Consider the following 23065-nt stretch of genomic DNA (forward strand, 5'->3'; position numbering starts at 1 on the left):
AATGTTTTGTATAGTCTAAAATTTGAGCAGTTTGGGTAGTATGCTCAGTGAATTATGGTTTATCTCAGTTAATTCCTGCAGATCAGTCCAGGAACAGTTTGATGGCAGCTGGCTGATAATTACTTTTTTGCTGTATGGATTAAAATCTCCGTTGAAAATCACCTGCTTCAGATCGAGTCCACGCAGTTTAATGACCTCAAGAGTAAGCAGGCTATGGTTAATACAGCCCAGATAATCCCTGATAACCAAAATCAGATCAGCTTTTAGGTGCAGGATTAATTCTGCCGTGAGTAAATTGTCAGATAAGGGTACCAGCAGGCCGCCGGCACCTTCGATCAGTAAAGGTCTGAGGTGCCCGGGCAGGATAAAGTCCTGTAAGGTGATCCTCACATTTTCTGCAGCGGCGGCTTCATGAGGCGATGCAGCAAGCATAAAGCGGTGTCTTTCAGGATGAAATCTGGAATGATGGTGCCCTGTAAGCTCACGCACGATCTCTGTGTCGGTATAATGCAGGTCGCCTGCCTGCACCGGTTTCCAATAGTCCATTTTGTTTTGATAACATATGACAGCAGAAACTACTGTTTTGCCTATTCCTGTACCTATACCGGTTACAAATAGCGGGTTATTCATGTTTGTTGTCTGATTTTTAAGATTGGTGCAATTGCTTAATCTGTTCACAAAGGCCATTAATTTCTGTTTCGGTGTTGAATGAATGAATGCAGATACGCAGTCTTTCGGTACCCGCTGGTACAGTCGGGCTGCGGATCGGGTAAACTGCATATCCTTTTTCGAAAAGCAATTTGCTCCAGCGAAGGCAATTCTCATTTCCCGGGATCGTAATTATTTGAATAGGGGACACTTTCAGATCAATCCGCTCTGTTGAATTCCCGGCCGGATAAATAGCTTGCAAATTAGCGCGTAGGAGAGTTGATTTTTGCTGAAGCTTATGTTGTTCTTCAGGAAGGGTTAATAATCGTTTATATCGCGTTAAAATGGATAGTATTAGCATAGGAGGCAGTGCTGTGCTGTAGATAAATGGCCTTGCGAAATTTACAAGATAGGTTTTGAGTAATTGGCTACCCAAAATTACTGCGCCATGAAGGCCTAAAGCCTTGCTGAAGGTGATGATTCTGGCGAATACCGGGGTGCCGGTCACTTCGCTGGTGGCCAGGCCAGTTCCGAATACTCCAAACGCGTGAGCTTCATCTACAATGAGTCTCGCCTGATATTTACTACATAGGGCCAGTATCGGGGGTAGGTTGGCGAAATCTCCATCCATAGAATAAAGGCTCTCTATTGCCACATAGCAACGGCCCTGACGGTCTTTGTTTTGGAGGAGTTTGTTTTCCAAATCCCTGCAATCGTTATGTCTGAACTTTAGCCGGTCTGCATAGCTTAGTCGCAGGCCGTCGATTACCGAAGCATGGATGTACTGATCGTAAATCACGAGGTCTCCTTTTTGTGGAAGGCAGGAGAACAGTGAGGTGTTTGCTGTATATCCTGAATTAAAAAGTAGTGCCGCTCCGGTTTTTTCCTGTGTTGCAAACAGGTCTTCCAATTCTTCGGCAGCAGCGGAATTTCCGCTGAGTAATCTTGACCCGCCGGCCCCTGACCAGCCTTGGTTTTTCGGTAGCAGCCTGGCTTCTGATTGAAGGTATTCTTTTGATGATTCTTCATTTTTCAGTCTGGAGTATCCTAAATAATCATTAGAGCTGAAGTCTGTTAAATCATTTGTTAATTGTAGTTTACGAATTCCATTTGTTGACTCTTTGTTGCCAATTTTAAACTGCATAAATTGTTCTGCATTCATAGTTTCTAAGCAATGGAATCTTTAATTAACGCATTTGTCCATCCAGTATGAAGCTGCTCTTCAATTGCGCAGATATACGCTGCATGTGACTCCCAGTCCACAGAAAATTCTTTCAGCTGTATGATCATTTCTTCGAGGTGGCCTTGCTCTTCTACAATTATTGACCTGACGCTAACCTTGCTGCCAGCCTGCTGCAGTGCAGCCTGATAGACCGGGTATAATTGGTCTGCCCGGACTTCTATAGCGTAGGTGACGAGTAGGTAAGCTGCAAATTTTAATTCCGCACCATGCAGGTGCAGACGATCGCGCAGATATCTGCTGGTTTTCAGATCCAACAGCTGTAAATAGTGTTTGCTTGCTATTGGTGCTATTAAGTAGTCCGGATGATAAGTAGGGTTTTCGCGGATTCCTAATCTGGTGATTTGCTTTTTTAGATAGTAGGCGTGGCGATGTTCTTCTGCTGCATGTTTTAATACCATCAATGTTGTGGTATGGGCATTTTCGCTCGCTGATATCTTTCTGGCACCTATATTCTCCAGAAGTGATAGTGTATTGAGTAGTTTGGCATGTAAAGAATCGTGCTGTATAATATGTTGTAGTAATGCTGTTAATGTCATCTTATGCGGATTTGTGCCAAAAGTATTACCTTGCCCCAAACTTCATATGTACCAGTTTTATTTTTATGAGTAGTCCGGTTAATATTCCATTTCAAACTGTTATTAAAATTGACAGATCAATTGATCATCCTGTTTATTTGCAGATTGCCCGGCAGCTTATAAATGCCATACAGCGGGGGGTACTGCAGGCAGGTTCGCAGTTACCAGGTAGTCGATCACTTGCGCTGATCCTTCAGGTGCACAGAAAGACGATTATTGCGGCGTTTGATGAGCTGGATGCGCAGGGTTGGACAGAAATCAGACCGAATAAGGGGACTTTTGTCCGGAAAGAATTGCCTCAGGATCCTGACGTTAAGCCGTATAGTGCGGGTTTGTTAACCAGTTATCCAGAGAAAACAGGTTATCAGTTCCGAAAGAGTATGTTATTAGACGCGCTTACTTTGAGTCCAAACACGGGACTGGAGTTTAATGATGGTCTGCCGGATATCAGATTGCTTCCGCTAGAGCGGTTGTCTAAGGTGTATGGGGGAATACTTCGCAGTAAGACCAATTATAGGCATTTCGGCTATTCACATGCCGAAGGCAACGTCTTTTACCGGGAAATGCTGGCTGACTATCTTAATAATACGAGAGGGCTGCATATTAAAAAAGAGAATATTCTGACCACCAGGGGTATACATATGAGTATTTACATGGCGTCAAGCATGTTAATTGACGCTGGTGATGTGGTCGTTGTAGGTGACCTGAGTTACTACCTGGCGAATATGTGTTTTCAGCAATGCGGCGCGAAATTGCAGGCTGTTCCTGTTGACAAGGACGGAATCTCGACAGAAGCGGTTCGCGAGTTGTGTAAGCGTCAAAAGATAAGGATGTTATATCTCACGCCGCATCATCATTACCCAACAACAGTAACCTTAAGTGCAGAGCGGCGTGTTGAGTTGCTCAATCTTGCTGCTCAATATGGATTTATAATTCTGGAGGATGACTATGATTATGATTTTCATTATAAGGGTAATCCAGTCTTGCCGCTGGCCAGCGCCGATACTAACGGAATGGTCGTTTATATAGGCTCATTCTGTAAATCACTGGCCCCCGGTTTCCGCTCGGGGTACCTGGTTGCTCCCGAAAACCTGATACTGGAAATGGCTAAGTTCAGAAGGTTGGTAGACCGCCAGGGCGACATGTTAATGGAACAGGCCATAGCTGAACTGCTCGAAGAAAAAGAAATTCAGCGTCACCTGAAGAAGGCGGTAAAAGTTTACCAGGATCGTCGTGATCTATTTACTTCTCTGCTAATAAAAGAGCTGGGAGGGGAGCTGACATTTGATGCCCCGCCGGGCGGATTGTCGGTCTGGACCAATTGGAATCCAGACCTTAATCTCATGCGGATTAGTAAAAATTGTACAAAAATGAACCTCCATTTGCCACAGGAACTTCTTTATCAAAATGAACATTCTACAGCTATGCGTCTTGGGTTTGGAAACCTGAATGAGCAGGAAATCACATTGGCTGTACGCGTGCTTTCGAAGGCTGTTAATATGGAAGAATAATCTAGTTATCAATTGATAATATTTGTATCATATATATCTATTTGTCAGTGTATATACAACTGTTAATTGTATTTTTAAACTAACTTAATACTTCTATCCCTTTATCATCAAATTCGTCGAAAATCGAAGCCATAATACTGCTCTTTGTAGGCTCGGCCATTGAAATATCCATGCACCAGAAGTAGACACGAACCTGGCTGCTGCTTTTACTTTTGGGGCTAATAATAAGCTTGGGCTCTTTGTTCAGGAAAATGTTGTCACTGTTTTTAATTACCTCTAAAATTAATGTGCTTACCACCTCCCTGTCATATGGTTTACTAATCGTGAATTCCAGCATCGCCCGCATCTGATTATTGGTTAATGTCCAGTTGATAATGTTGTTTGAAAGTATCGATCCGTTGGGAATAATGATTTCGGCACCATCGTCGGTAAGTAATGTACTTGCCCTGATTCCTATTTCTTTTACCCGCCCTTTTTTATCACCGAGTTCCACCATATCACCTATGCGTAGTGTCTTGTCGAATATCAGAATGATACCGGATACAAAGTTGCTGACTATGTTTTGTAAACCCAGTCCGATACCTACACCTAATGCGCCCAGAACCACCGTAATCTTATCTATAGGCAATCCTGATGCAGCGACGGCAACCAAGAAACCTCCAATCAATAAGATCAGTCTCATGATAATGAGTTTAGAACGTTCAGATTTGTTCTCTTCCAGGGAATCATCACCCATATCGCCAAAAAAGTAGGTGATATATTTCTGCAGGAAGTTTGCTGCCCAGATAATAACCAGGAACAGGACTATACCACCAAGCGTGAATGTTAAGCTGCCAATTGTTCTCTTTTCGTTGAGCAAGCCCAGAACAAAGTTGTAAAGTTCATTAAAGATATTCAGGTTGGTTAAAAAAAGTGTAGTCCAGATAATGAAGATTACGATTCCTAAAATGCCTCCTACTCTTCTTTCTACGCGCTGCCAGTCGAAGTAATCTGCATAGTTTCTTCTGATCCGGCTGGTTTTTACCTGCAGGATAAAGGCCTCTGTAAGCATACTGGCTAAAAGAATCAGTGAAATGGAATTTAGAACAGCGCTGATGGCTGTATTATAAAAGATTTGTGTGAGTGTAAACCTTCCGAATATATTGCAAAATATAGCCAGTATATTAAAAAGGATGTAGATAATTCCAACAGGTAGGAGTATACTGAATTTGCCTGCGGCTGGTCTTAGATTTTGGAAGGCTTTAATCCCGTAAATCGTAGACAGTATACTGAATATCAGTAGAATCCAGCGTTGGGATCTGGCTTGAAAACCTAAAAGGCGAAGCAGAATAGGTAAGAGCAGCAGAACAACGAATATAGCCCAGGTATAGAAGACCTTTTTTGGAACGCGTTTGTATAGTAAGGAAGCTAAAAGGATAGCCAGTAATACATAAACGCCTTCGATGTATAATGCAGGCGCGAGCAGATCAAATACGGGTGCCAGAGTGAGGATGAGGATGAATGTTATTTGATAGGGTTTGGGTCGTAGAAGATTGAAACCGTAAATGGTGGTTACGTCCATCTTATCCGCTTTCTTCAGAGTTTTGAAATTGTAATACACCCAGAAGAAGAAGACTGCTCCGGTTAGGAATAATAACAAACGGGTATTTCTGGTATAAACAAAGTAATAGAAAGAAATTTTCTTTTCGCTCTCCAGAAAGTGCTTGAAGCCTATTTTCCGGTTCATTTTCTGGTTTATGGTCTCCCACAGATAACGCCTCTCTTTTCCAAAAGCCTTTATGCCTACCAGTTTGAGCTGGTTTTCTGTCAGAAATTTCAATTCTTTGATATTAATCAGATTGGTTGAAGTCCTGGCCATCAATGCATTTAAAATGCTGGTGTTGGTCTTAATGAGGCTATCCATTTCTGTTTTCTTGCCTGCGAGTTCTGTAAACTGACTTTTAAACACAACTTTTAAGGAGTCTGTGCTGAATAACCGCGTTAGTACTGTGTCCTTACCTAGTTCAAGGAGATGAGTTTTAACCTCGTTGAGTTCTTCATCGTATTCTTTGAGGTCTTCCAGGCAGGTTTGATTATGAGAATCCAGTTCTGAGAGTAAAGTCTGGTACATTTGTAAATTCTGCAGGTTTTGAGGTCTGTCTTTCTGATTAAGACGATCCCTTAAAAGCGATATTGCAGCTTCATCCTGCTCCAGGTGGGGCTTAATGGAGTTGAGCTTGTAAAAGCTTCCTGTAGTAACCCTAACCTGATTAATGGCTTCGTAAACTTTACCCAGGCTGGCCAGATAATCGCTTCGGTTAAGGACACTAGAATCAGCGAGATAAGAAACGTCATTTTTATCGGGTTTATCTTTGTGTTTCTGGGCCCGGGTGAGTTCTGGTATAAAAAAAAGGCAGGCCAATAGCGTTAAATATTGACTTGCCTTTTTTAAGTTGGTGCTTATAGCTTTCATTTACAAGATGTTTGTCCTTGCAAATATAGGCTATCGGTTATATCTTTTCAGTAATCCCTGCAGGAGCAATAGTTTTTTCGAAAATGCGGTATTTTTTGTAGGGATCTCCTTTGATTGCTTTAATCGCGTTGTTCACTAAGTCGTTGTTTTCCAGTGTCCAGGATGCCTCTGCATACTTTAATCCTTTAGCTTTGTATGCCTTAATAATATTACCGTACAGACAGGCTTCAATTCCCATTTTCCGGTAACCTTCTACAACTCCAAGCAGTAAAATCCGCAGGCCTGAAACCCTTTTTTTATACCACAACAATTTAAGTAAACCGGTAGGAAACAGTCTCCCTCTTTTGATTTTGATAAGTATTTCATTAATGTCAGGAACGGCTGCACCAAAACCGACTATCTTCCCATTCTGCTCTGCAACCAGGCAGAAGTCCGGGTCGAGGATCATTTTTAAGTCTTTAGCCTGATAATCATATTCTTCATCATTCATAGGTACGAACCCCATGTTTTTATCCCATGCTTTATTATAAACTTCACGGAGCTTGTCAGCTTCTTCTTTGAAGTTTTTCATGTTGATCTTCCGGATCACAATCTCGCTTCTTTTTAAACGTTCCTGCAGTTTGTCCATGAGCTTTACAGACCTGTCATCATAGCTCTCACCGTCCCACTTCCAGGCGATAAGATCTACCTTTTTTACCAGTCCGTTATTTTCCAGAAGCGTAACATAATAAGCTGCATTATATGGCATCATCACTACCGGAGGGCTATCAAAACCGGAAACCAGTAATCCACAGGATTCATTGGTTGAAAAATTTACCGGTCCGATAATCGTATTCAAACCTTTATCAGTAAGCCATTTTTCGGCTTGTCCAATTAGCATATCTGCACTTTCCTGGTCATCGATACAATCAAAGAAACCAAAAAAACCATCCTGGTTATGATTCACTTCGTTGTGAATGGTATTGTGTATTGCGGCTATTCTGCCTATAATTCTGCCCTGGTCTAAAAGAAGGAAGCATTGCAGAGAAGAATGTTTATGGAAAGGATGTGTGGTTAATAAGTCTCTCTGGGCGATATGAAGTTCCGGTACGTAATTAGGATCATGTTTGTACAGATCGTGTGGAAAATCAATAAACGATGCTAATTCTTTTTTCGATTTTACCGGAATTATTGTCTTCATAAATCTAGCTTTTTTTAAGTCTGATCCGTTTTGTCAGGCGTTTTAAAACCTGCTGTTTCATTGACTCCTGACAATTCAGGCTCCAAATATATTCAAATGGATAATAGGTTGTATGTTTCAGATGAAATTGAGCGTTATATGCCCCAGGCTGTAATAACCAGGTTTCTTGATCCGGCACGATTACGATGCTCGCAGAGATAGATGCCCTGCCACATTCCGAGTGCAAATCTTCCATTTTGTATCGGAATCATAACTGACGCACCCATCAAGGATGCTTTAATGTGCGCGGGCATGTCATCCGGACCTTCATCATCATGGAGATACCCCGGATCATTTTCTGGTACGCTTTTGTTGAAATAATACTCGAAATCCTGTCTCACTGTGGGATCTGCATTTTCGTTAATGGTCAGTGAAGCCGAAGTGTGTTGTATAAATACCTGACAGATTCCCGATTTTATATGTTGTATTTCCGGTAATATGGTTTCGATTTCCCTGGTTATCAAATGAAAACCTCTTCTTTTAGCACCAATTCTGATATTTTTCTGATAAATAACCATTGATTTTTTTGATTAAAAACAAATGTAAAAGATAAATATTGTAAGCTTTCAAAGGACCGTGTTTTTTTGGATATTTGAGGTCTATGATTAACTATAATCCGAAAGACTGGTTTAACTTTATCTTTCACGTTCACAAAGCAGATACAATCAGGAAACTCTGGCCGCTCATGCTTTCTGTAGCTGTATTTTCCGGGCTGGTTGCCTATCTGGAACTGTATTATTTCCGTGTTTACATCAACGATACTGTTAAGAACATTAGCATGATGCATAGTCTGCTGGGTTTTGTAATATCTATGCTGCTGGTGTTCAGGACTAATACTTCATACGACCGGTGGTGGGAAGGGCGCCGGCTGCTTGGTCAGCTAACCAATGTCAGTCGTAACCTGGCTATTAAATTAAAGGCTTTGCGCCTGGATAAAAAGGAGCTGGAATTTTTTAACTATGCGATTCCTAAATATGCTTTCGCTTTAAAGGAACATTTGCGTGAGAAACAGTATTTTGGAAAAAACAGTCTTCTTATCGAGGTAGATGGGGGCAAACATATTCCCAACCAGGTGGCAGCCAGTATTAATTCAAGAATTATTCAGCTGAATTTGGATGGTAAACTTACAGGAGAACAGTTGTTGATGTTAACGCCTGAAATCACTGCATTTACCGATATCTGCGGAGGTTGCGAAAGGATAAAAAACACACCCATACCGTTTTCTTACAGTGCATTTATAAAGAAATTCATTTTTATTTATGTCATCACACTTCCTTTCGGCTGGGTATTCAGTCTTGGATTTTTCGTGGTGCCGATAGTTCCGTTCATTTTATATGTACTGGCTTCCCTTGAACTGATTGCTGAAGAAATTGAAAGCCCTTTCGGGCTTGATGCAAATGATTTGCCTGCGGACGAGATTTGCGCTAATATTGAAAAACATGTCGGAGAAATTTTAAGCTAATGGTTAAAATTGCTTATCATCCCTGTTTTGCACATAGTTTACCCGAAGGTCATCGGTTTCCTATGCTAAAATACGAACTGATTCCATTGCAGCTGCTTCATGAAGGGATAGTTTCTAAGGATAATTTTTTTGAACCGGATCCGCTGGAAGAAGAGTTTGTATTACTGGCGCATCAGTCGGCTTACTGGGAACAATTGAAGCAATTGAGTTTGCCGCCAAAGGAGCAGCGCAGAATTGGTTTTGAACTTAATGAAGCATTGATGGAACGAGAGCTGCGGATCGCAAGAGGTACGATTGAAGGGGCAGAGGCAGCGCTGAAATCTGGAATTGCTTTTAATGTTGCCGGTGGTACCCATCATGCCGGCTCAGATTGGGGAGAAGGCTTCTGCCTGTTGAATGACCAGGCTATTGCTTCCTGTTATTTGCTGTTTAAGAAGCTTGCCAGGCGAATTTTGATCGTTGACCTTGATGTTCATCAGGGAAATGGAACTGCGCAGATTCTGGCGCAGGAAAAGCGTGTCTTTACTTTTTCAATGCACGGAGAGAAGAATTTCCCCTTTCGAAAAGAGGTCTCAGATCTGGATATTGGATTACAAGATGGTGTGAGGGATGATTTTTACCTTTCCACGCTCGCTAAAACTTTACCCGAACTGATCTCGGTGCATAAACCCGATTTCGTATTCTATCTTGCTGGCGTAGATGTGTTGGAAACTGATAAATTAGGCAAACTTTCGCTAAGCAATGCAGGTTGCCGGGAAAGGGACCGTCTGGTTTTCGAAGCCTGCGTTAAGTATGGTTTGCCGGTGCAGGTGAGTATGGGAGGTGGTTATTCGCCCCAGATCCGTGATATCGTAGACGCACACTGCCATACTTTCAAAACAGGTATTGCGCTTATAGGAGATTAAAAATAAGATTTTTCCGGCTGTTTTTTATCGGGCTATCGTGCTGCAGTTGTTTTAAATTAGATATAGATTAACCGAATCCAGATATTTTTGATGAAATTTATCGGTCCTAAAGAATACATATAACAGATGAAGATTGTAATTGCAGAGAAACCATCAGTTGCACGGGAATTGGCTAAAGTATTTGGCGCTACCGTAAAAAAAGATGGCTATATAGAAGGGAAGGGATATTCTTTTACCTGGGCATTCGGACACTTACTGCAACTGGCACCTCCGCAGGAATATGGTTACATTGGCTGGAGGAGGCAACATCTGCCGATGCTGCCTCCGAAATTTAAACTGGCTATCCGAAAGATTAAAACGAAGGATGGGCTCGTGGAAGATCCGGGTGTACGGAAACAGCTGGATATTATTAAAAAACTATTTGATGAGGCTACAGAAATTATAGTAGCGACGGATGCCGGGAGAGAAGGAGAGCTTATTTTCCGGTATATATATTACTTCTTAAAATGTAAGAAACCGTTTAAAAGGCTATGGATATCTTCTCAGACTGACGAGGCTATTAAGGACGGGTTCAGAAATTTAAAGCCTGGTACGGATTACGACACGCTTTTTAATTCTGCACACTGCCGCTCCGAATCGGACTGGCTGGTGGGAATGAATGCTACACAGGCATTGAGTATCTCTGCAGGTGCGAGGTCGGTACTATCATTAGGACGTGTACAGACTCCTACACTAGCCATGATCTGTTCGCGCTATTTGGAAACGAAAAATTTTGTACCTCAGCTTTATTATCAACTGGGTATCCAGGTAGATAAGGACGGACAGTTATTTAAGGCAATTTCCATACAGAATTATAACGTTAAGGAAGAGGCACAGGTTCTCTTTGATAAAATTGAAGACATTCCGTCGGGTTTCACTAATGGAGCGCGCATCGTCGATGTAGAAGCCAAACCACGGAAAGAACCGCCTCCGTTGCTGCACGATTTGAGCAGTTTACAGCAAGAGGCTAACAAACGCAAGGGGTATACGGCAGACCAGACATTAAATATTCTGCAGAATCTTTACGAGAATAAACTGGTATCGTATCCGCGTACAGGTAGCAGGTATATCGGAGATGATGTTTTTGCCGGTGTACCCCAGTTAATTACTTCCCTGTGTACCCATCCTGATCTGGGTAAACAGGCAGAATTTCTATTGACTGTTCCATTGAATAAAAGGAGCGTAAATGCAAAGAAGGTTACCGATCACCATGCCATATTACCTACAGGTATTACTCCGCAACACCTGAGCTCGGATAAACAGGCTATTTACGATATGGTGATTGCGCGTATGCTGGAAGCTTTTCACCAGGAATGTATAAAGGAAGTTACTAAGATCACCATAGAATCGGGTTCCGTCTTTGTTGCTAACGGGACTGTAATCCGCTCTGCAGGCTGGCGTTCTGTCTTGAACGATAAAGAAGATGATAAAAAGGATGAGGACAATCCTTCATTACCAAAAGTTAAAAAAGGCGAAGCATTGCCCTTGCCGGTTAAAGCATTGCTGGAGAAACAAACCAAACCTAAACCTTTTTACAACGAAGCTTCTTTATTAAAAGCATTGGAGACTTCAGGGAAAGAGATAGAAGATGAAGAATTGCGGTACGCAATGAAAGACAGTGGTCTGGGGACGCCAGCAACCCGTGCTTCAATTATTGAAACTCTGATTACCCGGGAATATATTCAGCGGGAAAAAAGAAACCTGATTCCAACACATAAGGGTCTCGCCGTATATGATGTAGTAAAAGATCAGATGATTGCTCAGGCTGAGCTTACCGGCTCATGGGAAAAAAGGCTGGAAGAAATCCGCTCCGGGGCATCGGTTTCAGACTTTAAAGCGGAGATATCTGAGTATACGCGTACAATCACTCAGGAATTACTTGCTGCGGGAACTGGTCTTGCTGCTAAACTTGTTCCTCCTGCGCCGGTGGCGGAAGCGGCAAAATAAAACTTACAGGCATAGCCGGATTTAAAGACCGGCCTGCTTTTTTACGATGGCAGTGATCTGGTCGAACAAATTTGTTGTGACTTCTCCCGGACGCCCTGTTCCAACAGCCTTTCCATCTATTTCTAATACAGGAAGGATATGCTTGGTCGTACTGGTAATAAATGCCTCGGATGCATTTGCCAGTTCTTCCAGGTTGAAGTCTCTTTCTACCACACGGAAGCCTTGCGCCGCAAGAGAAAGTATATTTTTACGGATTACTCCTGGTAATATCTGCGTTGCGGGGGTGATTATTTCCTGATCATGATTAACAATAAAGAAGTTTGCTCTCGGGCATTCTCTTACCCATCCTTGATTATGATACAACACATCATGTGCACCTGCCTGCCGGATTGTAGGCTGCAGCCAGATTGCCATTGCATAATCTAATGTTTTAATTCCTGAAAGCTGCCTCTGATAATCAAATGTCATCAATTTAATTCCTTGATCCTGTAGTACCAGCGGTGCTTGCAGCTCAGTTTGGCTAATCACCAGATTTGGCGGCGTGTTGAGCAGATAACCGTCACTTGAATAGCCTCCGGTTAAAGTAAGTCTGATTCCTGAATCGGGGATTTGGTTGTTTGCTGTCAACTCTTCCAGAATTTTTAGGATAGCTTTTCTATCCAGATCAATGTCCAGATGCATTTGGGCGGCTGAACTGAAGAATCTGTTGAGATGATCTTCAAGGAAAATGGCTTTTCCATTAACGGTCTTAAAAAAATCGAAGATCCCGTAACCGCGTTGGATAGACAGATCTGAAATCTGAAGACTGGCTGCTGTAAGGGGTACAAACCTGTCGTTTATGAAAACCTGCTTGTTTGACATAATATCTTTTTTATGCAATGATAAGAAAAATAAGCAGGCTGAAATCTCCTATTGACTATATTCGTTCTTTTATTGTAATCCCGTTTGAGATTGTACGCGCTATAAAGAATTTATTCATGATTATTGATTTTGTTGTTTTTCTGCTAATTTGCTTTTTGCTTTTTCTGATCTGGAGATTACCTGTTTTCGGAAGCCTGCCCAGGGGTAAAAGGCTGGAGCTGATTAAAAGTAAGTTTTATTATAAGGATGGCAGCCTGAAAAATCTTTCGGACACACCAGTGAAGCCAGAAAATGTGAGCTATTTCCAGCTGCTTTCTGCTCTTTTAAAGAAAAACCCGCTACGCAGACCGCCTGCACCACTTCCGGTGTTAAAGCCGGATTTTACCAGTTCATCACAGACCAGGATTACCTGGTTCGGACATTCCAGTTATTTGCTGCAGATATCAGGCTTAAATGTGCTGGTAGACCCGGTATTTAGTCCGAGAACATCTCCTTTTAGTTTTATTGGCTCATTGAATTATGCAGGGACCGAACAGCTAAGGCTGGAAGACTTGCCGGACATTGATATTTTATTGATCACGCATGATCATTATGACCATCTCGATTATCAATCCGTCCTGAAATTAAGTGGGAAAACAAAATATTTTCTTACCTCGCTTGGTGTCGGGGCTCACCTGCAGCATTGGGGTATTCCGGAATCGAAAATTACAGAGATGGCCTGGTATGAAACAACAACTTTATCAGGGCTTCAATTCACAGCTTGCCCTGCAAGACACTTTACCGGCAGGTTATTTAAGCGAAATCAAACGCTATGGTGTTCATTTGTTGTCCAATCTTCAGATAAACGGATATTTCTCGGTGGAGATTCGGGATATGATACCCATTTTAAGGAAATTGGAGAAAGGTTTGGATCTTTTGATCTCGCCATACTGGAATGCGGTCAGTATAACGTTTATTGGCCGTTTATTCACATGTTCCCGGAGCAAACCGTACAAGCTGCTATCGATCTGAATGCTAAAGCGCTTCTGCCGGTACACTGGTCGAAGTTCTCGCTGGCCTTGCACGATTGGAATGATCCGGTTATCCGGGCGGTTAAGGCCGCAGCGGATGCCCAGCTACCGATTGCAACTCCACATCTGGGTGAAACTATAACTATCGGTGACCCCTATCCGGTAAAACAGTGGTGGCTAAATTTATCGGTGGCTAAACAATAATTTTTTGCTGGTGTTATAAACAAAAACTCAAGCAGTATGAAAAAGACAGATGAAATTGAAATCTTCCAGACTGTAAGGGCTGACCTTCAGCCTTACGCAACTTTAGGATTTACTAACAGGCTTAACTCAGAAAGTGGTTATGATCTTTGGGCGGAACAAAAAAATGTGGTTAATGGACACGAAGTTCATGAATTGTTTTTTGCCGGTTTAGAGATTTCAGGTGATACGGTTATCCTGAGCTTATTTCCTGATGACTTTCCGCAACATGAGAAGATCAGTTTAGGGACACTTGATGAAGTTAAACTCAATCAGCTGGACGACAAGATTGCTCTGGCATTTAAAATATTTAAAGAAAACGAGTGGATATAGATCCTGCCTTCTGGCATAATGACTTTATAAAAAAGCTTGAGGAGAAAAGAGTAATAATCGGGCAGGTTTCTCCTGCTGACTCAATATTTAAGCTGAAATCCATAAATTGCAAGGAGACCGGAAATGTTATTTTTCTGAATCTTCTAAGCCTTGGGGTAAACTACAGTCCTGAGGCTTTAGTTAAATTGAAGAATGATTACGCTATACAAGGAGCAACTTTGATTCAGCTTTGGGAGGACGTATGGAACTTACGTTCAGTTCAGGTGATAAACCGGCTAATGTCTTTACTCGGTTTGAATTTGCAAAGGGTCCATGGACGGCAAACAACAGTTATATCCATCAGTCAGGTGGAGGCCGACCATTTTATGGAGCAATATCATTTGCAAGGGGGTGTTAAATCCAGATACCGGCTCGCCCTTATGGCCAAGGGAGACATCGTAGCAGTTGCAACTTTCTCTGCCAGGCGCCGGATGTCGCTTATTGCCGAAACATATTATTCAATTGAACTGATTCGTTTTGCTAGTGTTTCCGGCCTGGTTGTACAGGGAGGCCTGAGTAAACTGATAAAGCATTTGATTAATTTACTCAAACCAGATGATGTAATGACTTATGCTGACCTGGACTGGTCTGCGGGTGCTGCATATGAAAAACTGGGATTTACATTGGTCGACACACAACCAGCATCGAAAATCTGGGTCTGTCGTTCTACGGGTAAAAGATACTTTCAGCACCGCCTGCCATCTGACTTTGATTCCAACCCTACAGGTTATACGCCTGTTTTCAACACAGGTAATTTAAAATATATTTTATACTTAAATGGAAGATAATCCACTTCTTGTCGTCCTGGGACCTACCGCTTCGGGAAAGACCAGATTAGGGGTCAGTCTGGCGCGTTCGCTATCAACTGAATTAATCAGCGCAGATAGCCGCCAGGTTTTTAAAGATATGGATATTGGTACCGGCAAAGACCTCCATGAGTACGGGCAAGGTGAAAATGGCGTTCCTTATCATTTGATTGATATTCTTGAGGCGGGAGATAGTTATAATGTAAATGCTTTTAAGGAAGACTTCTATACTATTTATGGTGAGTTAAGAAAGCATCATAAGGTTCCATTATTATGTGGTGGAACGGGCATGTATATTCACACCATTTTACAGGATCAGCCTTATACAGCTATTCCTGTAAATACAGATCTGCGGGCTTCGCTTCCACAGCAAGATTCTGGTAAACTGCGGGATATACTGCTAACCTACCCGCCAGCTTTTACTGCGCATGCGGATCTTTCTTCTGCCAAACGAATGGTTCGAGCCATAGAGGTTGCTGATTATCTCCGGAGGAATGACCTTAAATTAATTAAAAGGCCCGTTTTGGATCCATTGGTTATCGGTCTTGTACCAGATGTTGAGCTCCGCCGGTCCAGAATCAAAGAACGGCTGCAGGAACGTTTGCATTCTGGATTGATAGAAGAGGTAGATAGGTTGTTGAAAAAAGGTATTAGTCCGGAGAAGTTGACGTTTTACGGATTGGAATATAAGTTTGTAACTGCTTACCTGCAGAATGAGATGAACCGGTCGGATTTAGAGGAGAAGCTCTATTTTGCGATCAGACAATTTGCAAAAAGGCAAATGACTTTTTTCCGTAAGATGGAAAAAGATGGTGTTATAATCAACTGGATAGATGCCGGTCAAAGTCCGGAGCAGATCCAAAGACAGGCCCTGGCTATGGTCGCGAAAAAATGGAATTTATAATATACAGAATAAACGTGCGTTACGTGAAATATTAAATTTAATAAACAGGTATGTTCGTTCTTTATTATTAAAACAATATCTATTTACTGTTGTGGCATGCATTTTGTAATTATTGGGTATCTATCGTATGGATAGCGCATGTTTTAAAACGGTTGTTTTACCAATGGAAGTTTCCTCAGTAAAACAATAATACACCAGTTAAAAGAATACTCAAATGAAAAAATCTACTAAATTATTTGCGACTGCAGCGGCTGCAGTAACAATTCTACTTTCTACTCAGGCAAATGCTCAAAAACTAGGTATAGGAGCAAATGTTGGTGTGCCGACAAGCAAACATTATAATTTTGCTGCCGGCGCTGATGTTCGGTTACAATTTAATGCAACTAAACAATTATCAATTCCTGTAGCTACAGGTTATACTCATTTCTTTGCTAAAGACGCACCGTATATTCTGGGTGGAGATGTACCTGATTATGCTTATATTCCTTTGAAAACAGGCTTAAAGTATTTCCTTGATCCATCTGGATCAGGTGTTTATGCAATGGGTGAGGTTGGAGCAGCATTTGGTGTTTCAAAAGACTCTAAAACTACATTTTTATATGCACCAACAATTGGTTATTCATGGAGCAGTGGCCTGGATCTTGGACTTAAATATGAAAATGCAGGAAAAGGCGATGCTTTACGTTATTTAGGTAACAACAGCGGGCAGATAGCTTTACGTCTTGCATACGGGTTCAAACTGTAATGTCCTGAAAAGGTCAATCGAAGTATATAAATTAAAAAACACGGTCAATTTCAGACCGTGTTTTTTAATTTATATATCTTTCTACTTATTTACACCGGAAAAACTATTCATCGGGTTTTGCCCGCATCTCAAATAATTGCAATATTTTAATTATAACAGCCATTTATCCTGTCGTTTTTTAAGTATTTGAAATTAAAATAGTATTTTGAGCAAAACACGAAATTGATAAATTAAACTTCAACTGTTCATCTTGAAAGTGATTTATTCATTTAAATTCTTTCAGGTAGGTAACAGTTTTGCAGGGCTTAAAAACGACAAATAAATATATAAGAATGATGAAAAGATATATTGGAGTTGCTGTGTTATCAGTATTTATGGCATGTAATTCCTCAGAGCATTCAAAAAATGCACAAGAGGATACTACTGTTGTTGCTGCCGATACCTTAGCAGTAAATAACGAAATCCAATTTAGTGAGCCCAGAATCGAAAATATTCTTAAAAACTATCTGATCTTGAAAAATACTCTGGTCAGTGGTAAAGAAACAGAAGCTCAGGGTGCCGCTAAAGAATTGTCCACAGCTTTAAATAGTTTCGAGGGCTGTGAGAATACTGCACTGATTGCAGATAAGATAGGTAACACTACCGACATCAAAATTCAGCGTAAAGAATTCACTGCTTTAAGCTCTGATATCATTGCATTGTTCGAACACGCAGACCTTAAATCCGGGTTCTTATATGTGCAGCATTGCCCAATGGCGAACAACGGCAATGGTGGAGACTGGATCTCTTCAGAGAAGAAAATCAGAAACCCTTATTATGGCGATAGTATGCTGGAATGCGGATCAGTTCTTAAAGAAATTAAACCCAAGAATTAAAAGCTCGATTCTTACTTTTTAATGACGTGCTGTTAATAATTATATAACAGTTTTGTCACCATTATTTAAGAGCTATTTTTATTTTAAATATTATTTTTGTTATTTATAAACTATAAGATATGTCAGATATTGCAGAAATTAAGATTGACGGAAAAGTGTACGAGTTTCCGGTTATTACGGGAACAGAAGGTGAGAAATCTATAGACATCTCTAAACTGAGGGAACTAACAGGACACATTACTCTTGACTTCGGCTACAAAAACACCGGTTCTACTAAAAGTGCAATTACCTTTTTAGATGGAGAAAAAGGAATATTAAAATACAGAGGATACGATATTGAAGAACTTGCGGAAAAATCTACTTTCCTTGAAGTTGCTTACTTACTAATTTACGGTGATCTGCCTACTATTTCGCAACTTGAGGGTTTTCAGGCTAATATCACCAAACACACCCTCATTCATGAGGACATGAAAAAGTTTTTGGATGGATATCCTTCCAAATCTCACCCGATGGCGCAGTTAGCATCTTTGGTATGCTCTCTTTCTACTTTTTATCCCGAATCTCTTCAAGCTAATTCTTCACCGGAAACAATGGATCAGACGATGATCAAATTACTGGCGAAATTTCCAACTATAGTCTCATTCATTTATAAAAAGTCTTTAGGTCATCCACTGATTTATCCTAAAAACAAATATGACTATGTTAGCAACTACCTGAATATGACTTTCGGTCAGCGTACTGAAGAAGTTGAGATTGATCCGGTTGTAGTTAAAGCAATGAACACTTTATTAATTCTTCATGCAGATCACGAGCAAAATTGCTCTGCATCTACGGTAAGAATGGTTGGTTCTTCTGACTGTAATTTATATGCGTCAGTATCGGCTGGTATTGCTGCTTTATGGGGGCCACTTCATGGTGGTGCAAACCAGGCAGTAATAGAAATGCTGGAGCGAATCAAAGAGGATGGGGGAGATACCGAAAAATGGATTAATAAAGCAAAAGATAAAAATGATCCTTTCCGTATGATGGGCTTCGGTCACAGAGTTTATAAAAACTTTGATCCACGTGCGAAAATTATCAAAAAAGCATGTGATGATATCCTGGAAAAATTAGGTATTAATGATCCTGTTCTGGAAATTGCAAAAAAACTGGAAGAGGCTGCATTAAGTGATCCATATTTTGTAGAGCGTAAATTGTACCCTAATGTTGATTTTTATTCGGGAATAATTTATAGAGCCCTGGGCTTCCCTACGGATATGTTTACTGTTCTTTTTGCATTGGGCCGTCTTCCGGGTTGGATTGCACAATGGAAAGAAATGCATGAAAACAGAGAGCCGATCGGTCGTCCGCGTCAGATTTATGTTGGGCATACCAACCGTGAATTTACTGCTCCTGAAAATAGATAATTAATTCAGTTAGCAGAATAGTTTACATAAAAACCTCCATATTTAAAATGGAGGTTTTTTTATGCAGTTACTTTAAGCCAGCCAGTAATACTCATCCTGGACTTGTGACTTATTAATACCTCATGTGGTAATTCATTACTCTTAAAAAACACACCTTTTCTGTTATCAGGAGAGATCAGTTGCTGGTCTTTTTCAGGATGGTGAATACAGAGTTCTCCGCCGTCTTCCGGTATCCAATTCTCATTCAGATATATAATCATGCTGAATTTTCGACTTTGGTTGTTGCTGAACTGATCAAGATGGGTTCTGTAGAAACTACCTTTTTCATATAGTGTATAATGAAATTCATAACCGGTTATACCGGTATAACACGTGCTGTTCAGGTAGAGGATGAATTTATCCATCAAAATAAAAAACTGCTGTTCGCTTATGTTCTCATGGCTTCTGTCAAGCCAGTGAATCTGGTCACTTCTAACTAATTTGTCTTTGGTTGAAATTTGTGCATTTCCTGTGCCTGCATCTTTAAGCAGATCGTCAGTTTTAAGTTGAAGGATATTATCTCTTAGTCCTTTAGCGAGTAATGTTGGGAAGAATTCTGTGGAAATCCCTACCTGATCAGTGATGAAACCGTCAATTAGCGTTTGAAATTCGTTTTGCAAACCTGCATTTTTACACTGTCTTCGGCAATCCGCCGTTCAGCGATCAAGGTAGTTATTTAATTCTGTCTACTATATTAAAAGATAGGTTATGGCAGATTCGATCATCATCTGCGTGAGACCAAATGCGATGAAATACATAATAACCAAAGTCATAGTTTTTCTGATAGTTACGGCTTTTGACCTGTTGTAAAATAGTTTCAAGCCACTATAGAGATACCACATGGTAAATGCAAATAACAGAAAACTGATGAACATACTCATAAAGGTGTCCAACCCGAAGATATATCTTTGAAGGACGCTCGTCACAATAGAAACAAGAAAGAATGCGGTCATACCATGAATGGTGAAAACGAGGTGATCAATATAGTAGACCTTGTTTTTTCTAAAGTTCCACATGATGAAAAGCGCGAGTAAGGGCATCAGCAGAAAAAACTGCTTAGGCTGATATTTTTTAACTTCCTCTTTAAGGCTCCAGTGTCCGTCAGACTTTTTTTCCAGAATTTTGACTTCTCTTTCTTTAGTCAGGTGTGTGAACCAGTTGTCACGGTCGGCAGCAGGTAGCTTGGACTGCCGGAGGTTATAAGCAGCAACAGTGCTGTCTTGCGTAACTATATGTGCCTTTTGGAATTTTTCTATTAACTTTTTTCTGGCATTGGTCGGGTTTCTTTCCTGCTCCAATGTTATTTTCGTCAAAAATTTATGCTGCTCTGAAAACGTTAGTTTCCTGAAATCTGATAAGGATAATGCATCTGATAAACGCCGCATTGCATACCCGGATATCTTATTTGAATTATCCTGAGCAATGTCAAGCTCATTTTTAAGACTGTCCAGAGTTGCTGCGGTTTCAGTTTTTGATGTTTCGTAATCTTTATCATTATCACTAAGCGTATGCGGAACAATGATAAAATAAACGATTGATACAAAAATATAAAGGCTTACAGGGTGGATGTATCTCGCCCGTTTACCTGCGAGATAATCTAATGTAACCTGCCCGGGCTGAGTAAGTAAAGGAACCAAAGTCTGAAAGAATTTGGAATCAAAATGAAAGTAGTGTCCGACACTGTGGCCTATGAAGCCCCAGAAAGGTTCTTTCAATTCTAGATTTGGCTGGCCACACTGGCTGCAGTAATGCGACTCAACGTCATGCCCGCAATTTAGGCAGTTCTTCTCTTTACGGTATTTTCCGGACATATATGTTTTACATAAGTATTCCTGCAATGCAAGCGGAAAGATAGGAGGCCAGGGTACCGCACATTAATGCTTTTAACCCCAATTTCGCTAAATCTCCACGGCGCTCAGGTGCCAATTCTCCAATTCCACCGATCTGCATACCCACACTGCTGAAATTTGCGAAACCGCAAATGGCAATGCTGATAATCAAAACTCCTTTTTCTGTTACTATAGGTACTGCATTTGTAGTCAGATTTTTGAAAGCCAGAAATTCATTTACAGTTAATTTTTGCCCTAAAAGGGTAGCCGCATTATTTACATCTACACTGGGAATTCCCATAGACCAGGCAAATGGATAAAACAATTTACCAAAAATCCAGTCTAATGAAAGATTTAAGTTCGGACTAAATAAATGACCTATATTAACCAGCGTGTAATCTACTAATGCAATTAGCGCAATAAAGCCAATTAACATGGCTATTACATTCATAGCGATTTTAAAACCTTCACTTGCACCATTTGAAATCGCATCGATCAGGTTGGTATATTCACTTTTAACTTCGAGTTTTACATTACCCATAGTCTGGGATGCCTCAGTTTCCGGATAAACAATTTTGGAGATAATCAGGGCTCCGGGGGCGGCCATTAAACTTGCCATAATTAATTTTGGGGCCAGATTCATGCCAGCCTGCGCACCCATATTCGCATAAACGATTAGAATACCGCCGGCAATACATGCAAGGCTACCACTCATAGATGCTAGTAATTCGCTTTTCGTCATGCCTTTGAGGTATGGCTTAATCATCACTTGTGCCTCAACCTGGCCAACAAAAGCACTGGCAACATTACTTAATGCTTCTGCACCGCTAACGCGCATGACAAAGTTCATCCCTTTAGCGATGACCGCTACTATGCGTTGCATAATTCCGAAATGATAGAAAACCGCCACCAGTACGCAAACCAGAATAATAGTTGCGGTGACGTTAAATGCAAATACAAAACTCTCTGGTACGGCGTAAGCATGTGGCTGACCGTCAAAGCCAATCACTGCAACTCCACCATATACAAAGTCGACACCTTTTTTAGCAAATTGTTCGATTTTCTGCATTCCTTTACCAAGGAATTCGAAGAAGTGCTGCACTGGGGACACACGCAAAATTAGAACGGCAATCAGTACCTGCAAAGTTAAACCACTGGCTACAAGTCTGAAGTTTATCTTTTTCTTGTTATTGGAAAAAAGATACGCTAGGCCCAAGATAAATAAGATGCCTAGTATTCCGTGAAAACGCTCCATAAAAAATAATCAAATAAGAAAGTTGGGGGTGATATTGGTAAGTATAAAATTTATTGTAATACTATTGAGATGAATTTCTTTTGTTTATTTCATCCCTGATTCGTGCAGCTTTTTCATACGCCTCATCAGCAATAGCTTCCTGAAGTTTCTGATTTAATTCCTCTAAACTGAGATTACTGTAATTACTTGCAGGGGTTTTAGGATCTATGGATTCAATAGCTTGTTCTTTCCCAAGGCTATCCATGTTTTCAAGAAATACGAAGTCATTACCTTCAATTACTATTCCAGCAGATGAAAGGATAAATTCGTAAGTGTAGATTGTGGAGTTAAATCTGACTGCGAGCGCAATAGCATCAGATGTTCTGGCGTCAATCTCCTCGGTACGTTGTCCGTCCGTACAGATTAATTTTGCATAGAAAACACCGTCAACCAGATTATAGATCAGAATTTCTTTGATCTCTATATGATATGTATTTGCAAATGTTTTAAACAAATCATGAGTGAGTGGACGGCTCGGCGTCATTTTCTCAATTTCTATGGCGATTGCCTGTGCTTCAAAAGCACCGATAATGATCGGTAAACGTCTTCTGCCATTTACTTCTCCTAGTACAAGTGCATATGCTCCTGACTGGGTTTGGCTGTAAGATAAGCCAACAATGTCTAGTTTTACTTTTTTCATAATGATGAATATTTGGCGAAGTCAAAAACTCCGCCAAATATTT

The 23065-nt window shown here is 40.8% G+C and carries 22 protein-coding genes; 11 read left to right on the forward strand and 11 right to left on the reverse strand.

Features of this window, described 5'->3' with window-relative positions; genetic code table 11:
- Positions 1-15: 15 nt before the first annotated feature.
- Genes bioD through BLR53_RS06045 form a run of 3 tightly spaced genes read right to left on the reverse strand, consistent with a single transcriptional unit; the run spans position 16 to position 2427 of the window.
- Entirely contained in the window at positions 16-630 is a 615-nt protein-coding gene (gene bioD / locus BLR53_RS06035; protein ID WP_074588022.1) for a dethiobiotin synthase, read from the reverse strand.
- A 16-nt stretch (positions 631-646) separates the two neighbouring features.
- Positions 647-1810 carry an aminotransferase class I/II-fold pyridoxal phosphate-dependent enzyme gene (locus BLR53_RS06040; protein WP_037438937.1) on the reverse strand — a complete coding sequence of 388 codons (1164 nt, stop codon included), beginning with the start codon at positions 1808-1810 and terminating at the stop codon, positions 647-649.
- 5 nt (positions 1811-1815) lie between these two features.
- Positions 1816-2427 carry a hypothetical protein gene (locus BLR53_RS06045; RefSeq protein WP_074588023.1) on the reverse strand — a complete coding sequence of 204 codons (612 nt, stop codon included), beginning with the start codon at positions 2425-2427 and terminating at the stop codon, positions 1816-1818.
- 65 nt (positions 2428-2492) lie between these two features.
- Between BLR53_RS06045 and BLR53_RS06050 the strand changes: the two genes are divergently transcribed.
- Positions 2493-3977, forward strand: coding sequence for an aminotransferase-like domain-containing protein (locus BLR53_RS06050; RefSeq protein WP_037438933.1), 1485 nt, complete (start codon positions 2493-2495; stop codon positions 3975-3977).
- 79 nt (positions 3978-4056) lie between these two features.
- Here the strand turns inward: BLR53_RS06050 and BLR53_RS06055 are convergent, their stop codons facing one another.
- From BLR53_RS06055 to BLR53_RS06065, 3 genes are all read right to left on the reverse strand, one after another.
- Positions 4057-6429 (reverse strand): mechanosensitive ion channel domain-containing protein, encoded by a 2373-nt coding sequence (locus BLR53_RS06055; protein ID WP_081857474.1) that lies wholly within the window; start codon positions 6427-6429, stop codon positions 4057-4059.
- A gap of 37 nt (positions 6430-6466) precedes the next feature.
- Positions 6467-7609, reverse strand: coding sequence for a GNAT family N-acetyltransferase (locus tag BLR53_RS06060; RefSeq protein WP_074588025.1), 1143 nt, complete (start codon positions 7607-7609; stop codon positions 6467-6469).
- Between the two features lie 134 nt (positions 7610-7743).
- Entirely contained in the window at positions 7744-8166 is a 423-nt protein-coding gene (locus tag BLR53_RS06065) for a secondary thiamine-phosphate synthase enzyme YjbQ (protein ID WP_037438929.1), read from the reverse strand.
- Between the two features lie 83 nt (positions 8167-8249).
- On the opposite strand from BLR53_RS06065, the gene BLR53_RS06070 reads away from it, so the two are divergent.
- The 3 genes from BLR53_RS06070 to topB all read left to right on the forward strand — a co-directional run bounded on the left by BLR53_RS06070 (position 8250) and on the right by topB (position 12001).
- Positions 8250-9110, forward strand: coding sequence for a bestrophin family protein (locus BLR53_RS06070; protein ID WP_074588027.1), 861 nt, complete (start codon positions 8250-8252; stop codon positions 9108-9110).
- Positions 9110-10015, forward strand: coding sequence for a histone deacetylase family protein (locus BLR53_RS06075; protein ID WP_074588029.1), 906 nt, complete (start codon positions 9110-9112; stop codon positions 10013-10015). Before BLR53_RS06070 ends, BLR53_RS06075 begins: the two co-directional genes overlap by 1 nt.
- Positions 10016-10141: 126 nt before the next feature.
- Positions 10142-12001 carry a DNA topoisomerase III gene (gene topB, locus BLR53_RS06080; RefSeq protein WP_037443261.1) on the forward strand — a complete coding sequence of 620 codons (1860 nt, stop codon included), beginning with the start codon at positions 10142-10144 and terminating at the stop codon, positions 11999-12001.
- A gap of 21 nt (positions 12002-12022) precedes the next feature.
- On the opposite strand, the gene BLR53_RS06085 is transcribed toward topB, so the two are convergent.
- Entirely contained in the window at positions 12023-12862 is an 840-nt protein-coding gene (locus BLR53_RS06085) for an aminotransferase class IV (RefSeq protein ID WP_074588541.1), read from the reverse strand.
- A gap of 17 nt (positions 12863-12879) precedes the next feature.
- Here BLR53_RS06085 and BLR53_RS06090 point away from each other — a divergent pair, with 17 nt between their 5' ends.
- The 7 genes from BLR53_RS06090 (at position 12880) to BLR53_RS06120 (ending at position 19220) form a co-directional block, all read left to right on the forward strand.
- Positions 12880-14076 (forward strand): MBL fold metallo-hydrolase, encoded by a 1197-nt coding sequence (locus BLR53_RS06090; RefSeq protein ID WP_244889458.1) that lies wholly within the window; start codon positions 12880-12882, stop codon positions 14074-14076.
- 36 nt (positions 14077-14112) lie between these two features.
- Complete coding sequence (locus BLR53_RS06095) at positions 14113-14445, forward strand: hypothetical protein (RefSeq protein ID WP_037443263.1); 333 nt, start codon at positions 14113-14115, stop codon at positions 14443-14445.
- The gene (locus BLR53_RS06100) at positions 14436-15272 is read left to right on the forward strand and encodes a hypothetical protein (protein WP_037443265.1); all 837 of its coding nucleotides are present in this window, start codon (positions 14436-14438) and stop codon (positions 15270-15272) included. The genes BLR53_RS06095 and BLR53_RS06100 overlap by 10 nt, the downstream gene beginning before the upstream one ends.
- Positions 15262-16194, forward strand: coding sequence for a tRNA (adenosine(37)-N6)-dimethylallyltransferase MiaA (gene miaA, locus BLR53_RS06105; RefSeq protein ID WP_074588031.1), 933 nt, complete (start codon positions 15262-15264; stop codon positions 16192-16194). Before BLR53_RS06100 ends, miaA begins: the two co-directional genes overlap by 11 nt.
- Positions 16195-16408: 214 nt before the next feature.
- Positions 16409-16939 carry a hypothetical protein gene (locus tag BLR53_RS06110; RefSeq protein ID WP_037443269.1) on the forward strand — a complete coding sequence of 177 codons (531 nt, stop codon included), beginning with the start codon at positions 16409-16411 and terminating at the stop codon, positions 16937-16939.
- Positions 16940-17271: 332 nt separating this feature from the next.
- Positions 17272-17814 (forward strand): DUF3347 domain-containing protein, encoded by a 543-nt coding sequence (locus tag BLR53_RS06115; protein ID WP_051759787.1) that lies wholly within the window; start codon positions 17272-17274, stop codon positions 17812-17814.
- 119 nt (positions 17815-17933) lie between these two features.
- Positions 17934-19220 carry a citrate synthase gene (locus tag BLR53_RS06120; protein ID WP_037439877.1) on the forward strand — a complete coding sequence of 429 codons (1287 nt, stop codon included), beginning with the start codon at positions 17934-17936 and terminating at the stop codon, positions 19218-19220.
- A 59-nt stretch (positions 19221-19279) separates the two neighbouring features.
- Here the strand turns inward: BLR53_RS06120 and BLR53_RS06125 are convergent, their stop codons facing one another.
- From BLR53_RS06125 to BLR53_RS06140, 4 genes are all read right to left on the reverse strand, one after another.
- Positions 19280-19879 (reverse strand): 2OG-Fe(II) oxygenase, encoded by a 600-nt coding sequence (locus tag BLR53_RS06125; protein WP_037439879.1) that lies wholly within the window; start codon positions 19877-19879, stop codon positions 19280-19282.
- A gap of 69 nt (positions 19880-19948) precedes the next feature.
- Positions 19949-21070 (reverse strand): DUF3667 domain-containing protein, encoded by a 1122-nt coding sequence (locus BLR53_RS06130; RefSeq protein WP_074588033.1) that lies wholly within the window; start codon positions 21068-21070, stop codon positions 19949-19951.
- A 7-nt stretch (positions 21071-21077) separates the two neighbouring features.
- Positions 21078-22343: a NupC/NupG family nucleoside CNT transporter gene (locus BLR53_RS06135; protein ID WP_037439883.1), complete on the reverse strand. Its 1266-nt coding sequence runs from the start codon at positions 22341-22343 to the stop codon at positions 21078-21080.
- A gap of 61 nt (positions 22344-22404) precedes the next feature.
- A complete protein-coding gene (locus BLR53_RS06140; RefSeq protein ID WP_037439885.1) occupies positions 22405-23022 on the reverse strand; it encodes a bifunctional nuclease family protein in 618 nt (205 codons plus the stop codon).
- Positions 23023-23065: the final 43 nt, after the last annotated feature.

Origin of the sequence: Pedobacter antarcticus, assembly GCF_900103515.1 — a bacterium.
GTDB lineage: Bacteria > Bacteroidota > Bacteroidia > Sphingobacteriales > Sphingobacteriaceae > Pedobacter > Pedobacter antarcticus.